We start from the raw sequence: 16,549 nt of genomic DNA on the forward strand, positions 1-16,549 counted from the left end.
AATTAAAGCGGTGATACTGGAAACGAACCTAATAATTTATAAAAGGCTGCATTGGATTCTACTTCTGCTAATGCACTTTTTACATTTTCGTCGTCTTTGTGGCCTAAAATATCAATAAAGAAGATGTAATCCCACTTTTTATCCGTTGATGGACGCGAGATAATGCGTGTCATATTGATATTGCGTTTGCTAAAGCAACCTAAAATATCCAATAAAGCCCCTGCTTTATTATGGATTGATAAAATTAACGCGGTTTTATCTTCACCACTTGGCTGAGTAGATTCTTTACCGATTACCCAAAACTTGGTGGTGTTATCTTTAAAGTCTTCAATATTAGATTCTAAAATATTCAACTGGTAAAGCTGTGCTGCTTGATCTGAAGCAATCGCTCCTAAAGAAGGATCACTTTGTGCCATTTTTGCAGCTAAGGCGTTTGAGTCTACCGCTTCTATCTCAGCCCAAGGCAAGTTGTTTTTTAACCAATCCTCACACTGTCCTAATGCTTGTTGGTGAGCCACAACCTTTTGAATGGAATCATGAGATTGGGCTTTAGACATCAAACAGTGATGAATAGGCAAATCCACCTCTCCAGAAATTTTGAGACTGGTTTTCATTAATTCATTTTGAGTTGACTTAACCACGCCTTCTGAAGAGTTTTCTACGGGCACAATACCGTAATTGGCTTCACCTTTTTCAACTGCGGCAAATACATCTTCAATCGTTGAAACCGCTACAGCATGAGCAGAAGAACCAAATTGTTTAACTACGCTGGCATGAGAATAACTGCCTTCAGGTCCAAGATAAGCCACTGAAACTGGCTGTTCAAGTGCCAAGCATGCGGACATAATCTCTCTAAATAGCTTAGCCATTTCAATGTCTGGTAATAAACTGGTATTACGTTCTTTAACCGCCCTTAAAACTTGGGCTTCACGCTCAGGGCGGTAGAAAACCGCATTAACATTACCACCTTGGGTTTTAATATCAGCCACTTTTTGGGCACACTCAGCTCTTTTGCCAATCAACTCTTGAATTTGTGCATCAATCGCGTCAATCTGGTTACGAATTTCTGTTAATTGTGCCTGTTCAGTCGTCATTAAAAAGCCTGCTGTAAATTATTTTCTATCGTTCTAAAAGTTACGCGTTTTCTGTTGCAAATTGTTTCATAAAAGCAATCAAAGCATCTATACCTTCTTCTGGCATTGCATTATAAATACTTGCTCTCATACCACCAAATGCTTTATGCCCTTTTAAACTTAACAGCCCTGCTGCTTTAGACTGTTCTAGAAACAAACTATCCAATTCAGTGTTATTTAAGTTAAAAGTCACATTCATCCAAGAACGTTCAGAGACTTTAATTTTATTGGTGTAAAAGCCTGAAGCGTCAATATAATCATATAGTTTTTGTGCTTTACGTTCATTGATTTGCGCAATTGCGTGTACACCGCCAGTCTCTTTAAGCCATTCAAAGACCAGGCCTGCTAAATACCAAGCATAGGTTGCTGGTGTATTAAACATAGAATCATTGTTCGCATAAACATCCCAGTTCATAAGGGTTGGCGTATCACTGCGAGCATTACCTAATAAATCTTCACGTACAATCACAATAGCTAAACCTGCCGGACCAATATTTTTTTGTGCTCCTGCATAAATCATTCCGTACTTGCTGACGTCTATTTCACGGCACATAATATTTGATGACATATCTGCAACAACAGGTTTACCTTGTGCAAAGATCGTTTCTAAATGTTCATCTTTAAGCTCTAAACCAGTGATGGTCTCATTGACACAAATATGAATATATTTGGCATCAGCAGAAAACTTCCATTCACTCTGTGCAGGGACTTCGGTCGGATTAGCTTCTTGAGCACTGGCCACCACATTAACATTTGTATAACGAGAAGCTTCTTTTATCGCTTTGGTTGACCAAACACCCGTGTTTAGATAGTCAACGGTGTCATTTTGCTCAGCTAAATTCATTGGAATCGCCGCAAATTGTAACGAGGCTCCACCATGAGTAAAGATAACTTTATAGTTATCAGGAATCTGCATTACATCACGTAAATCTGCTTCCATTTTATGAGCAACAGCCATGTACTCTTTACTACGATGGCTCATTTCCATGACAGACATGCCAGTAGATTGCCAATCTAAAAATTCAGCCGCTGCTTTTCTCATTACCGCTTCAGGTAACATTGCTGGGCCAGCACTAAAGTTAAATGCTCTTGACATTATATTTCCTTAATAGAATTACCAGGCCTGGTAAGCTGATTTCAATAGAAAACCCTCTCTTGCCAAACCAATAACGCAAAAAGAACTTAACATCTAAGGATATTAAGTTCTTTCTGGTATCACTTTTTAATTATTCAGCTGAATCTTGCTCAGCCGACTCTTCATTTCCTGAGCCAGCTTCGTTGCTTTCTTCAGTATTAACGGTTTCAATAACTTCGCCTTCAATCACGCCGTCTTCATCCATATCCTCTTCGATGTCGACAACAGCAAGACCAACAACCTGCTCACCCTTACCAACATTGATAAGTTTGACACCTTGAGTATTACGACCTACGACTGATATCTCAGAAACACGTGTTCTTACCAACGTAGCTTTATTGGTGATTAATACGATTTCTTGATCAGGTGAAACCGATACTGCGGCAACAACAGGACCGTTTCGGTCAGTGGTCTTGATTGATATAACACCTTGACCACCACGGTTGATGGTTGAGTAATCCTCTACTGGTGTACACTTACCAAAACCGTGTTCTGTAGCGGTTAAGATTAAGGCTTCAGGTTTAGCCACTTGCATACTAATGACTTTAGCATTAACCAGTTTCATGCCTCGTACACCACGAGCCGTACGACCCATTACACGAACATCACTCTCTTTAAAGCGAATCGCTTTACCGATATCACTAAATAGCATAATTTCTTGTTCGCCATCAGTCAGAGCTGTACCGACTAATTCATCATCATCTAATAAATCAACCGCAATAATACCGTTAGCACGTGGACGAGAGAAATCTTTTAACGCAACACGTTTAACAATAGAGTTACGGGTTGCCATAAAGACTACACGCTCATCAAATTCATTTACAGGTAGTACAGAGGTAATATGTTCATTTTCTTCAAGCGGTAAAACATTAACAATTGGCTTACCACGGCTTCCACGACTGGCTAATGGTAATTGCCACGTTTTTTGCCAGTAAAGCTTACCTTTGTTAGAGAAGCAAAGTAGCATGTCATGCGTACTCGCCACAAATAGTTGACCTACTTCATCTTCTTCTTTCATCGCTGTTGCCGATTTACCACGACCACCACGTTTTTGAGCACGGTAATCACTTAATGGTTGTGTTTTGATATACCCATCTTGAGATAGGGTCACAATACGATCTTCAACGGCAATTAAATCTTCTGCATCAAGGTCTTGGTAGCTGTAATCGATTTCTGTTCTACGTGCATCACCAAAGTTTTCAATGACTTCTAATAACTCTTCTTTTACCACTTCTGTTAAGCGATCAGGATTTCTTAAAATTTCTAAAAATTCAGCAATTTTAATAATTAACCCTTTGTACTCTTCAATGATTTTGTCTTGCTCTAAACCAGTTAAACGGTGTAGACGCATTTCAAGAATAGCTTGTGCTTGAGCAGGCGATAATTTATACGTTGCACCTTCCGCACCAAAGCCTTCAGGAAGGTCTTCTGGACGAACGTCTTTCATCTCGACATTTTCTAGCAAATCAACAACAGCACCAATTGCCCAGGCTTTTTCTAACATGCGTTCTTTTGCAACCGCAGGGCTTGGTGATGCTTTGATTAATTCAATCATTTCATCGATGTTATTTAGTGCAACTGCTAAACCTTCTAAGATATGGGCTTTTTCACGTGCTTTACGAAGATCAAAAATTGTACGACGAGTGACAACTTCGCGACGATGTTTAACAAACGCTTCAACCACTTGTTTTAAATTCAGTAGTTTTGGTTGACCATCAATCAAGGCAACCATGTTCACACCGAATACGGTTTGCATAGAAGTTTGTTTATATAGGTTATTGATAATAACTTCTGGTACTTCACCTCGACGAAGTTCAATAACGATACGCATACCGTCTTTATCAGACTCGTCTCTTAAACCAGTGATACCTTCAATTTTTTTCTCTTTAACCAATTCAGCAATACGCTCAATCAACTTGGCTTTGTTTACTTGGTAAGGAAGCTCATTAACGATGATTTGTGATTTACCAGACTTATCTGTTTCAATCGCTGTTTTAGAACGGATTTTTACACGTCCACGTCCAGTTTCGTAAGCTTCACGAATACCAGACGTACCGTTAATCAAGCCATGTGTTGGAAAGTCAGGACCTGGAATATGTTCCATCAGACCTGCTACATCAATATCAGGGTTTTCAATGTAAGCTAAACAGGCATTAACCGTCTCAGTTAAATTGTGTGGTGGAATGTTAGTGGCCATACCGACCGCAATACCAGAAGAACCATTGACTAACAGGTTTGGAATACGAGTAGGTAAAACATTAGGCTCAGTTTCTGACCCATCATAGTTTTCGGTAAAGTTTACTGTCTCTTTCTCAAGATCGGCTAACAGTTGGTGGGCAATTTTGGACATACGGATTTCCGTATAACGCATTGCCGCAGGTGAATCACCATCAACCGAACCAAAGTTACCTTGCCCGTCAACCAACATATAACGTAATGAGAATGGCTGCGCCATACGTACAATTGTGTCATATACTGCTGTATCACCATGAGGGTGATATTTACCGATTACATCACCGACAATACGTGCTGACTTTTTGTAAGGTTTATTAAAATCATTACTTAGTACACTCATCGCATATAAAACACGACGGTGAACTGGTTTTAAACCATCTCTAACATCGGGTAAAGCTCGTCCTACAATTACGCTCATCGCATAACTTAAATAGGATTGCTCCATCTCATCTTCTAGAGCAATAGGAATAATTTCGCGTGCAAACTCTGACATTCAACTTCCATTTCTTGAGTAAAACTATAAAAACCTGATTATATAGCAAATAAAGCTCATATGGCGACAATATTATTTTTCTCGACCCCCTGTCGAGAATGGGTAAAAATCCCGTGAAGGCTGTCTGTATTTAAAATTTTGCATTTTTACGGCTATTTTTCGATTTAATCCTAATCAATTTTCATAATCTCGTATAATTTTGGCTTTGAAGTTAAAATTAACACCTCAGAGAGCATCATGGCATTAGAAGAAACAATGACAAGTAACGCGGATCAAAATGAACTCAATAACTTTAACCGTTTATCAAATACCTGGTGGGATTTAGAAGGTGAATTTGGTGCATTGCATAAAATCAATCCATTTCGTTTAGAATTTATAGAGAAACACCATCCAATTGAAGGTCAAAGTATTGTTGATATTGGCTGTGGTGGAGGCATTCTTTCAGAATCTCTTGCCAAAGCGGGGGCAGATGTAACAGGAATTGATTTAGCCAAAGAAGTATTAACCGTAGCTAAACTACACGGATTGGATACTGGTGTTAAAGTAAATTACCAGTTAATTTCAGCTGAGCAATACGCAGAAGAAAATCCAGAAAAACACGATACCGTCACTTGCATGGAAATGCTAGAACACGTTCCTGATCCGGCGGCTATTATTCAAGCCGCTGCACAATGTGTTAAACCAGGTGGTTGGGTATTTTTCTCAACCTTAAATCGTAATTACAAATCCTATTTATTAGCCATTTTTGCTGCTGAGCAAGTATTAAACCTTGTTCCTAAAGGCACTCATACTCATGAAAAATTCATTACTCCTGCTGAAATGGATGCAATGGCACGTCAAGCAGACCTCTATTTAAGAGATTCAGCTGGTATTGAATTTAATCCATTACTTAATCGTTACGGCTTAAATCATGACGTTAGTGTCAACTATCTACTTGCTTATCAAAAAGCACTTTAATAAAGTGCTCGATCGATAAAAGCTTAAATGTTCAATAAACAACATTTACTAAACTTATAAAATAACAATAACAGCCATACAACAACGATTCACTGAGAAAATTTATGTCCATAAAATGCGTTCTATTTGATTTAGACGGCACCCTACTTGATACCTCTTACGATTTTGCACACGCTCTAAAACTGACTTGTGAAGAATATGATCAACCTGTACTCAATTATCAAGATATTAGAAGCACGGTTTCAAAAGGCGGTTTAGCCATGACGCAGCTTGCTTTCCCAGGGTTACAAGGTGACGAGTTAGAAGAGCGTAGACAGGTATTTTTAAAACACTACTTTGATAATATTAATCACCATACACAAATTTTTGCTGGTTTAGACTCCGGCTTAGATGCACTTGCTGCTAAAGATATTCCTTGGGGCATTGTGACAAATAAACCGACACATTTAACCAAAGAACTTCTTAAAAACTTTAGTTTTAAAAGTGAGCCAAAAGCGATTGTATGTGGTGATACCCTATCGGTAAGAAAACCAAATCCAGAACCAATGTATTTTGCCGCTGACCAGTGTGGTGTTGCCGCCTCAGATTGCATTTATATTGGTGATCATCCGCGTGATATTGAAGCTGGAATTAACGCTAAAATGAAAACCGCTGCTGCTATGTACGGTTATTTACCTTTAGAAGCCACAGAAAAAGATTGGCCAGCCGATCTGTTTTTTCACACCCCTTTTGAAGTCTCACAATATATTCAATCTCTATAAGCTATAAAGCCTATATCAAGCCCATAAAAAAGAACGGATAACTTTATTAATATGAAAACCTATTTAATTACTGGTGCAGCCCAAGGCTTAGGCAAAGCCTTAGCTCAAAAACTTTTGTCTTTAAATTATCAGGTGATTTTATTAGATAAAGAGTTAAAAAGACTCAATGCATTTTACGATGAGATTGAACAATCTGATTTAAATATAGATTTAGTTGCCTTATACCCAATGGATTTGTTAGGTGCGAATATTGATAATTACAAACAACTCACTGAAACATTATCCAATGAATATGGGTGTATTGATGGTGTGTTTTTAAACGCCGCTACTTTACCCGCGTTTACCCCAATCGAGCATTTTGATTATATGCAATGGTATGAAGTGTTGCATACCAATCTTAATGCTAACTTTCATCTTATTCAGCAAACTTTGCCATTATTAAAAAAATCAAACGAAGGTAAATTGGTTGCCATCACGGATGATAACGTAAAACAACACCCCGCTTATTACGGAGCTTATGGTGTGGCTAAAGCAGGTTTAGAACAACTTACTAAAACGGTGGCTCAAGAAATTAAACAGACTAACATACACTGTTATTTAGCAAACTTAGAAACCTTTGCAACTGAATCTCGCGGCAGACTTTTTCCGGGTGAAAATCCTAATAACTTAACTTCTGCAGAAGATATGGCAAGCTATGTTTTAGATTGCATATTTGATAAACCAATCATGACAACAACGGCTGATTTTGGAACAGTAGAAAAACTGTAATTAAATAATTTACCAGGCCTGGTAATTATTGACTCAATCATTATTAGGGCAAAAATCGCTATTCTTGCCCTTTAGTACAAAAAAACAATTAAAACTCACTATTTAAAGTATTTATCTAACTCTTCATATACCACTTCGATATACATTAATTTTGGACCTCCACCCATTACTACCGCCATCATAGCCGCTTCAAGAATCTCTTCTTTGGTTGCCTTTGCGTCTACACAGCCTTTAATATGAACCGCAATACACCAAGAACACTGAAAAGCCACTCCTAAAGAGAGTAGCATCAAATGTTTGGTTTTTTCATCTAAGGCACCTTCAGCTTCTGCACCCTTAACAAATGCAGCAAAACTCTGTAACTGTTTGGGCATGTCTTTCATTAACCGCCCCATCATTGCACCAGTCTCTTGTAGTCTTTCCATAATTCTCTCTCCTTGAATTGTAAATGATTAAAACCCTTAGTCACAATGAATCAAATGGCATCAAAATACAACTGATAAAATCATTAATTTTATAGAAGACTTTAATGTAAATAATAAGCTATTACAGATAGTTAACTCATTAGTGAATGATTTTTTAAAGCCGTAAAAAGCTGGTTGTTTCACCATTTATCTTACTCAGCGACAAGATATAAAGAATAGGTAAACTGAATTGTTTCAGTTTTATGCACTGATTGTATTTTTATATTTTTACAAAAAACGGTAAGGCAACCAAAATAGAGCCTGTAACAACCAGTACATAAATATTAGTTACAAAAAAAGGAAATACTAAAAGAGCGATGCCTGCCAATAATGGGATTATGGTTTTTTGCTTTTTACCATATAGAAAAAAACCTAATCCTAAAGAGCTAAAAAGCAACCCCCAAATAAGTAGTGATGAATCTCCCATATACTAATTTACCTAATTTAGTTTTTCTGTAATGTTTTTTACAACAACCCAATTCAATGAACCAATCCAAAATTCTAATCTAATTACATAACCAAAAGGTTCAAACCAAAACTTGCCTAGTATTTGCAATAAACTCATGAACCTGCTTTTCAATTTCAGGGTCAACCATTTGATCTGGACGGCAATTGTTTGGACAAAGCATTTGCGGTGTTGTGCCATATAACCTACAGATTAAAGGACGTTCTTCATAAACCTCACAACCATTAGGACCAAGATGTACGCAGGTTAATTCACTTAATGCCGCATCATGTTCTGCATCCGTTTTGACGGGTAAACGCGACATTTCTTCTGAAGATGTCGTTACAGGCCCACAGCAATCATGACACCCCTTAACGCATTCAAATGTTGGAATGTTATCGCGTAGTAGCTCAATAATCTCTAGATTATTATTCATTTATACTTACCTTTTGTACTGCTATTTACAAGATTACTCTATAGCTAATTTACCTAGAAGCAAACGACTTCTATAAGTTCTTAAAATGCCATAACACCTTGCTCTCCAGGTAGAGTTTGGTGCTAGTTAAATTACGACAACTTTTTATTTTGGTTTTATCCATTGATAACGTTATCACCTTATTTGCGACATCAGACAATAGTGTTCAGAGCGAAGCTTTTTACTCTTTGTTAAATAGTTTCAACAAACTAGAACCTTAACTTGAGTAAAAATATAACTGTTATGACAGCTATAGCATGTTTTAAATTCATACAAAAACTGCAAAAGAAATTTACCAGGCCTGGTAAATTTATATTCTCACCAAAAAAGGAAGACTAAAAGAACAATCCCTGATTAACAGTGATGAATCGTTCATATAATAATTTATCTGATTAAGTTCTTAATAAATATATTAAAACAAATGCCTTGGCTTATTAAACACCATCACATCAATATCACATCAATCAAGCTTAACTAAGTATCTTCGCAATACTTTTGTAAGCGTTTTAAATAGAGTATATGCAAGTCAAGACCCGTGCTACTAACTGTGTATCAAGGGTCTTGTTAGCCAAGAACATCATAAACCAAATGTATGTAGGCTATTTTGACTCTACAATAGGAGCTTTACGGTATGGATAGTTTTTTAACCTAATGTCACTACGCTTAATCGGGTTAGAAAATGCTTTATCCTTATCAACCCAGTCATCCCACTTAAAGTTCTTAATAACCTTCGCTTGATAACTATCATGAAGCGGATGGCTCAGCACATCGTTAACATGTTTCCACTGGTAAAAGCGCAATAGATCAACCTGATATGGTTTTGGATGCCCTTTTGCGTTTTTAACTTCATTTTTAAGCTCAATCACTTCTTGCATACTAACTTTGGGGGTCCAGTTTATTTTCCCTGGAAGAACGACTGGCTCTCCTGGGATGTTATTAATCCCCTTCTTCCAGGTAGCTAAAACGGCAACCTTAGTATCCTCGCGATATAAAAGAACAGAATGGTTGTAATCCTTGTTTTTAAAAAAACCAAGATTTCCGTATTGAAAACGTGCTCCAGTCAAAAAGGCAACCGCATCTGACCAGCATGGCCCCGTTCCAGAAATTGCCTTTAAAACACTCCTGTCTATGATTCCATCAGGAAAAAGAATCTCAAATGCTATTTTCATACTATTTGCCGCATGAGTCGTTCCTTCACAATCATGACCATGCCATTTAATCATGTCTTTAAGAGTTACCGCATAAGTACGTTGATAATATCGGCCTTGAGTGCCACGAGTGGCAAGAATCTCAAAAACAGGAGCATATGGCATAGCGACCATAGGTGCATACCAAGTAGGAACTCGATCAGGCTGGGTTACACCTGTTTCTATAAAAATATTAACACCTTGTTTATAGGTAGGTTCTTCTGCCTGGGCTGATGAATGAATACCGATAAAAAAAACGGCAATCAATAAAAGTGGTTTCATATTCATATTTAACATCCTCTTCAGAAAATGGAGATAACGATTAAACTCAATAGAACAAATAAAGCATAACGTAACATGCATTAATAAGTAATTGTTTTTATTGCTTTAACCTCCTTTTAGGAGAAGCAAAATAGCAAATAAAATCTCACCGAGAATACTTTGGATTGCGACCAGTGCTGAGGAAATAGAACTATACAACTCAGAATTTGGGAGTATAAAATGTTTAGCAGTATCTTCCATATACATTAAGCCATATTAAGCCAGCAATCATCAGGAAGATTACTATGATTTTGGCTTAGCAATTATATTGCTCAAAAGGATTAAAGGCTGTCACTTTTAAGCATAAAACTCAATTATTTAAGCAGAGTCATTATAAATAAACCGTACTTTTAGGGTGTATACTGAAACTACTAATTAAAATTTGAGTAATTTCTTTTTACTTTTATAGAATATTGCCATAGCTGAATTGAACAAACAACCACCACAGGATTTTTATGAAAAAAGTATTTATTTTGATTGTCTTAATACTGGCAATAGCTGCAGGCGGCTGGTATGTTTGGAAACAAGAAAAGCAACAAGCAGATCCTCTCAAGTTGACCTTATATGGAAATATTGACATTCGAGAAGCTCAGCTAGCATTTAATGGTAGCGAACATATTGACAAAATATTGGTTGAAGAAGGTGAACATGTTAAAAAAGGACAATTACTTGCCACACTTCATACCGAAACTCTCAAGGCAAATATAGAGCAAATTAAAGCTCAAATCGATGCACAAAAACAGCTTGTTAATAAATTGATAGCCGGTGCACGACCAGATGAAATTGAACGTGCACGTGTTCAACTTAAAGCAGCACAAATTAAAGCAAAATCAGCGAGTGATACTGAACATAGACTAACTGGGATGTTTAAACGCAAACTGATTTCTGATGAAGATGTCGAAAATGCCAAAATGTTGGCCGATACTGCAAAATATGAAATGCAGGCCACTCAACTGACGCTTAATTTACTAAAAGAAGGTTCTCGTAAAGAAGATATCGCTTCCGCAGAAGCACAGTTAGCCGCTTTGCAAGCCAGCCTAAAACTTGCCAATGTTAGCTTAAAAAATGCCAGTTTATATGCTCCCGATGATGGCATTATTCGTAATCGTATCTTACAACCTGGAGAAATGGCTTTTCCACAAAGCCCCGTTTTTACTTTGGCCCTTGTCAATCCGGTTTGGGTACGCACCTATTTACCAGAAACCGACTTAGGTAAAATCGCGCTGGGTTCCATTGCCGAAATTCATACCGACAGCTATCCCAATAAAACATATAAAGGCTGGGTAGGCTTTATTTCACCGACCGCCGAGTTTACCCCTAAAAATGTGCAAACACCTGAACTACGTACTCGTCTGGTTTATTCTGCACGTGTTTTTGCCTGTAATCCGCAAAATGAATTACGCCTTGGAATGCCTGCCACCGTAACGATAAAATTAGGACAAACCGGCACACCAGGCGCCGAACACCAGTGCAAATAATATGACATCACCACTGCAACTCAACTCAGTTAGCAAGTCATTTACTAGCGAAGAAGGTAAAGTTCTTGCCGTGGATAATGTCAGCTTTTCACTCTCGCCAGGTAAAGTTACAGGGTTAATTGGCCCAGATGCAGCAGGTAAAACTACCCTTATGCGTTTAATTGCCAATTTACTTTTGCCTGACTCTGGTCAAATTAATGTATTGGGATTAGATGCCTCTTCTCAAGGTCAATCCATTCAATCAAGCATTGGTTACATGCCACAAAGCTTTGGTTTGTATGAAGATTTAACGGTACAAGAAAATCTTGATTTATATGCCAACTTTCAAAGTGTTCCACTAGAACAACGCCAGAGTCGTTATGAAACACTCATGCAAATGACTGGACTACAAGCCTTTACACAACGTTTGGCAGGACAATTATCAGGTGGTATGAAACAAAAACTCGGACTAGCATGTGCTTTAGTTCGTCCACCTGCTTTGCTGTTATTGGATGAGCCAACGGTTGGTGTTGATCCAGTCTCACGCCGAGAATTATGGCAGATTGTTTATAATCAAGTGCAAGATGAAGGAATGAGTGTGTTGATGAGCACCACTTATTTAGATGAAGCAGAACGTTGCCACGAAGTGTTGTTAATGCACGAAGGTAAAATTTTAGGTAAAGACAAACCAGATGAATTTAATAAAAAACTAACTGGACGTACTTTTCGTTTGCAGGCCAAAGGAATTCGTTATCGTAGCTTGCTTGCCCAACTTGCCCAACGCCCCGATATTTTAGATGCTTCGCTTGGCGAAGACAGTATTCACTTAATCAGTCACGCAGATATCCCCTTTAATCAGGCTGAATTATTGGCTGAACTCCAGACAATTGACCAAGCCAGTGATATACAAATCACTCCTATTCCAGCTAAGTTTGAAGATGTTTTTATTGCTACCCTCAAAACCCAATCATCTTCTACACCATCAACACAGAAACTGGTTGCCTCGATGGGATCTATTTCTGATAACAAAGTGATACAGGTCAACAATTTAGAAAAACGTTTTGGTGACTTTGTTGCTGTAAAAGGCATCGATTTTTCGGTTCGACAGGGTGAAATTTTTGGCTTATTGGGTGCTAACGGTGCAGGAAAGTCTACTACCTTTAGAATGCTTTGTGGTTTATTACCGCCTACCAGCGGCAACTTGTCCGTAGCTGGACATGACTTACGTACTGCATCAGCCAAGGCTCGTAAAAATATTGGCTATATGGCACAAAAGTTTTCACTTTATACCAACCTATCGGTCATTCAAAATTTACGTTTTTTTGCCAGAGCTTACGGTTTAGATAAACAACGCCAAGCTGAACGTATTCAATGGGCATTAACAACTTTTGAACTCACTAATTATCAAAATAGCAATGCTAAAGAACTACCGCTTGGCTATAAACAACGACTATCTTTTGCTGCAGCATTAATGCATGAGCCGGATATTTTATTTCTGGATGAACCTACATCGGGCATTGATCCGCTCGCAAGGCAGGAGTTTTGGCAGCGTACAAATGCTTTAGCTGAAACAGGCATTACCGTATTAGTTACCACACACTTTATGGAAGAAGCTAACTATTGTGATCGCCTACTGATTATGGCAGAAGGCCAAGTTTTAGCAAATGGAACACCTCATGAAATTCGTAAGTTGGCAACAACAAATGAACAGCCACATCCTAGTATAGAAGATGCTTTTATTCATTTGATTGAACACCCAACAACCTCTGCAGTGAAGGACTCGAATTCAAAGGATATTACCTTATGAGTTCGCGAACCTTTTCTGCTATTCGACTTAAGGGTATGATTTTGAAAGAAAGTTTGCAAATCATTCGTGACCCTTCCAGTATTGCTATTGCATTTGTATTGCCTGTCGTTCTGTTATTTTTATTTGGTTACGGTGTTTCGCTTGATGCCAAAAATATCCCAGTTGGATTGGTGGTTGAACAACCCGATACTACCACTGCATCGTTTACAGACTCTTTTTCACAGTCTTCCTACTTTGCACCTCAGTACTTCCATTCAATTCAAGCTGCAGAAACAGCCCTAAAAGACCGAAAAATTGATGGCATTATTTGGTTAAAAAACAATTTTTCATCACAACTTCATGCAGGCCAAACACCACAGATCGCAGTTAGAGTGAATGGCGTTAACTCCAATCAAGCTAGCATTACCAAAGGTTACATAGAGGGGGCTTGGCTAACCTGGTTAGAGCACTATTCCGAAAAAACAGGCCATCCATTTAAACAAGTGGTGCAGCTAGAGCAACGAGTTTGGTTTAACCCTGCTTTAAACAGCAGTTTATTTCTGGTTCCTGGATTAATCGCCATAATTATGACCTTAATCGGCTCATTGTTAACATCTATGGTGGTTGCCCGAGAATGGGACCGCGGCACAATGGAAGCGATATTAGTCACCCCATTGCATATTAATGAATTTCTCATTGGTAAGTTAGTGCCCTATTTCATACTTGGAATGGGCAGTATGCTCTTTACTGTAATTTTAGCAATCTGGCAGTTTGATGTACCATTAAGGGGTTCATTTTGGGTATTGTTACTCGCATCCACTATATTTATGCTCGTGTCCTTGGCAATAGGATTATTGATTTCTATTGTTTCTAAAAATCAATTTATCGCTGGTCAGATTTCCATCATTGTCACGTTTTTACCCGCTTTTATGCTTTCAGGCTTTATTTTTGACATTAACTCCATGCCAGAAGTCGTTCAATTCATTACTCACATCGTGCCCGCTCGTTACTTTGTGGCTATCTTGCAAACTCTATTTTTAGCAGGCAATATCTGGCCCGTTGTACTCGCTAATATGGCGGCCTTGTTATTTATGCTAGTTTTCTTTGCGTTTATTGTGCGCAAAAAATCTACTAATCATTTGGAGTGAGTATGTTTCAAGCTATTTGGGCTCTTGCAATTAAAGAATTTTTGGCTGTATTACGAGACAAAAAAAGCCGAGCCATTCTAATTGGACCGCCTATTTTTCAGCTTCTTATTTTTGGTTACGCCGCTACTTTTGACCTAAACCATGTATCTGTTGCAATTTATAACGAAGACCATGGTGCAAGTAGCCGGGAATTTATTAGTAAAATCGAAGGCTCTCCTAATTTTGATATTATTCGCTACATTGATAAAGAGGCAGATATTGCACCGATCATTAATAATAAAAATGCCTTAATGGTCATACACTTTGGCCCAAACTTTAGTGCCAATATACAAAAAGGTATCGCTGCACCTTTACAAGTCATTTTAGATGGCCGAAATTCAAATACCGCAATGATTTCTTTAAATTACATACGCAGCATCCTACTGAAATTTAACCAAAGCTGGGCAAGTGATCATGGCTCTGGCAACCTGCCTGCTAATATAGAAATTCGTGCTTGGTATAATGAAAACCTCCAATCTGGTTGGTTCATTATTCCAGGTATTATTGGTTTAATTACACTGGTAATTACCTTAATCGTCACGGCACTATCGGTTGCTCGAGAACGTGAAGCTGGTACTTTTGACCAGCTTTTGGTCACTCCATTAACACCTTTACAGATATTAATCGGCAAGGCACTACCAGGCGTTATCATAGGATTAATCGAAGCGACCTTTATAATAATGTTTGCAGTCTACTGGTTTGATATTCCTTTGCGAGGAAGCGTGGGCGCCTTATATCTTGGCTTATTGCTGTTTTTACTTTCAGCAGTGGGTATTGGTTTAATGATTTCAACGGTTGTTGTTACACAACAGCAAGCAATTTTAGGTGCGTTTATTTTTATGGTTCCGGCAGTAATTCTCTCTGGCTATGCAACACCTATTGAAAACATGCCCCAAGTGATTCAATGGATAACCTATCTTGATCCACTAAGATACTTACTCATTATTACTCGCGGAGTATTCTTGGAAGGCGATAGTTATGCATTGCTGTTTCCCCAATACTGGCCAATGGTTGTTATAGGCTTTACAACACTAGCAATCACAGGATGGCTCTTTAAAAAACGAATGTACTAAAGTTTGTTAGAACAACTGAATTAAAACCAAAGAGAACCAAAAAGTTGATTGATTATTGGTGAAGAATCAATATTAGTTGGCCACGTTATTTTGTATTTTGATTGATTGTAAATAACCATAAATGACGAATGATAGAGAGAGTAGTTGTTGCACCATCAGTATGTCCTTATCTTGAAGAAACATTAAAGTAGCCATGCTCAAATTCATTAACATAAAAAATAAGTATCCAGTGCTATTGTGCTGAGTCATTAGATAACTACCCATTAAAAATCCAAGGGTAACACCGATTTCCAGTAACTGAGAAACAGAAGTTATACCACCGTGGTGTTGTACGCTTATAAACACTCCAAATGTGATTGCAAAATACGTTATGTACTTAACGGACGACTCAATAAATGGGCTAGCTTGAGTTTTATGAAATGTTTTGTACAAGCCAAGTAACATGGCAGGTATGCCCCCTGCTTCGATAGAGGCAGCTATCCAGTTATTTTTTTCTATGAGCAGTACAATCCACGCAGGAACACCAATTAAATATGCTGACCATGCAAGCCGTTTAAATTGATTTTTCTTTTCACCTATCTTTGTTTCAGATAACGAAAAAAACATTTTATTTGCTAAATAAAAACACCCACCCCAAAGTTGTAAAAAGATGTCCATCCAGAATTTAAGCCT

14 protein-coding genes are annotated in these 16,549 nt (G+C 38.0%); 7 read left to right on the forward strand and 7 right to left on the reverse strand.

The genetic code is table 11. From position 1 onward, the window contains the following. Positions 1-2: 2 nt before the first annotated feature. The 3 genes from pheA to gyrA form a co-directional block, all read right to left on the reverse strand. Positions 3-1,094 (reverse strand): prephenate dehydratase, encoded by a 1,092-nt coding sequence (pheA, locus tag ACORJQ_RS07620; protein WP_321323376.1) that lies wholly within the window; start codon positions 1,092-1,094, stop codon positions 3-5. 40 nt (positions 1,095-1,134) lie between these two features. Beyond that, entirely contained in the window at positions 1,135-2,229 is a 1,095-nt protein-coding gene (serC, locus tag ACORJQ_RS07625) for a 3-phosphoserine/phosphohydroxythreonine transaminase (RefSeq protein ID WP_321323378.1), read from the reverse strand. A gap of 130 nt (positions 2,230-2,359) precedes the next feature. Then, positions 2,360-4,996: a DNA gyrase subunit A gene (gyrA, locus tag ACORJQ_RS07630; protein ID WP_321323379.1), complete on the reverse strand. Its 2,637-nt coding sequence runs from the start codon at positions 4,994-4,996 to the stop codon at positions 2,360-2,362. A 237-nt stretch (positions 4,997-5,233) separates the two neighbouring features. On the opposite strand from gyrA, the gene ubiG reads away from it, so the two are divergent. The 3 genes from ubiG to ACORJQ_RS07645 all read left to right on the forward strand — a co-directional run bounded on the left by ubiG (position 5,234) and on the right by ACORJQ_RS07645 (position 7,482). After that, the gene (gene ubiG / locus ACORJQ_RS07635; RefSeq protein ID WP_321323381.1) at positions 5,234-5,953 is read left to right on the forward strand and encodes a bifunctional 2-polyprenyl-6-hydroxyphenol methylase/3-demethylubiquinol 3-O-methyltransferase UbiG; all 720 of its coding nucleotides are present in this window, start codon (positions 5,234-5,236) and stop codon (positions 5,951-5,953) included. Positions 5,954-6,057: 104 nt separating this feature from the next. Then, positions 6,058-6,714: an HAD family hydrolase gene (locus ACORJQ_RS07640; RefSeq protein WP_321323383.1), complete on the forward strand. Its 657-nt coding sequence runs from the start codon at positions 6,058-6,060 to the stop codon at positions 6,712-6,714. A 51-nt stretch (positions 6,715-6,765) separates the two neighbouring features. After that, positions 6,766-7,482: an SDR family NAD(P)-dependent oxidoreductase gene (locus ACORJQ_RS07645; RefSeq protein WP_321323384.1), complete on the forward strand. Its 717-nt coding sequence runs from the start codon at positions 6,766-6,768 to the stop codon at positions 7,480-7,482. Between the two features lie 98 nt (positions 7,483-7,580). Here the strand turns inward: ACORJQ_RS07645 and ACORJQ_RS07650 are convergent, their stop codons facing one another. The 3 genes from ACORJQ_RS07650 to ACORJQ_RS07660 form a co-directional block, all read right to left on the reverse strand. Continuing rightward, complete coding sequence (locus ACORJQ_RS07650; RefSeq protein WP_321323385.1) at positions 7,581-7,907, reverse strand: carboxymuconolactone decarboxylase family protein; 327 nt, start codon at positions 7,905-7,907, stop codon at positions 7,581-7,583. A 566-nt stretch (positions 7,908-8,473) separates the two neighbouring features. Next, the gene (locus tag ACORJQ_RS07655; protein WP_321323387.1) at positions 8,474-8,827 is read right to left on the reverse strand and encodes a YkgJ family cysteine cluster protein; all 354 of its coding nucleotides are present in this window, start codon (positions 8,825-8,827) and stop codon (positions 8,474-8,476) included. A 638-nt stretch (positions 8,828-9,465) separates the two neighbouring features. Next, positions 9,466-10,341, reverse strand: coding sequence for a formylmethanofuran dehydrogenase subunit E family protein (locus ACORJQ_RS07660; protein ID WP_321323389.1), 876 nt, complete (start codon positions 10,339-10,341; stop codon positions 9,466-9,468). A 488-nt stretch (positions 10,342-10,829) separates the two neighbouring features. Between ACORJQ_RS07660 and ACORJQ_RS07665 the strand changes: the two genes are divergently transcribed. From ACORJQ_RS07665 to ACORJQ_RS07680, 4 genes are read left to right on the forward strand one after another with little or no spacing between them, the layout of a single operon-like run. Further along, on the forward strand, positions 10,830-11,852 hold the full coding sequence (locus ACORJQ_RS07665; RefSeq protein WP_321323392.1) for an HlyD family secretion protein: 1,023 nt from the start codon (positions 10,830-10,832) through the stop codon (positions 11,850-11,852). A 1-nt stretch (position 11,853) separates the two neighbouring features. Beyond that, complete coding sequence (locus ACORJQ_RS07670; RefSeq protein ID WP_321323394.1) at positions 11,854-13,638, forward strand: ATP-binding cassette domain-containing protein; 1,785 nt, start codon at positions 11,854-11,856, stop codon at positions 13,636-13,638. Beyond that, a complete protein-coding gene (locus ACORJQ_RS07675; protein ID WP_321323396.1) occupies positions 13,635-14,765 on the forward strand; it encodes an ABC transporter permease in 1,131 nt (376 codons plus the stop codon). Before ACORJQ_RS07670 ends, ACORJQ_RS07675 begins: the two co-directional genes overlap by 4 nt. Positions 14,766-14,767: 2 nt before the next feature. Beyond that, positions 14,768-15,877 (forward strand): ABC transporter permease, encoded by a 1,110-nt coding sequence (locus ACORJQ_RS07680; RefSeq protein WP_321323398.1) that lies wholly within the window; start codon positions 14,768-14,770, stop codon positions 15,875-15,877. Between the two features lie 72 nt (positions 15,878-15,949). On the opposite strand, the gene ACORJQ_RS07685 is transcribed toward ACORJQ_RS07680, so the two are convergent. Continuing rightward, positions 15,950-16,534, reverse strand: a complete 585-nt coding sequence (locus ACORJQ_RS07685; RefSeq protein ID WP_321323400.1) for a hypothetical protein — start codon at positions 16,532-16,534, stop codon at positions 15,950-15,952. Between the last annotated feature and the right edge of the window lie 15 nt (positions 16,535-16,549).

It is taken from the genome of Thiomicrorhabdus sp. (assembly GCF_963662555.1).
Classification (GTDB): domain Bacteria; phylum Pseudomonadota; class Gammaproteobacteria; order Thiomicrospirales; family Thiomicrospiraceae; genus Thiomicrorhabdus.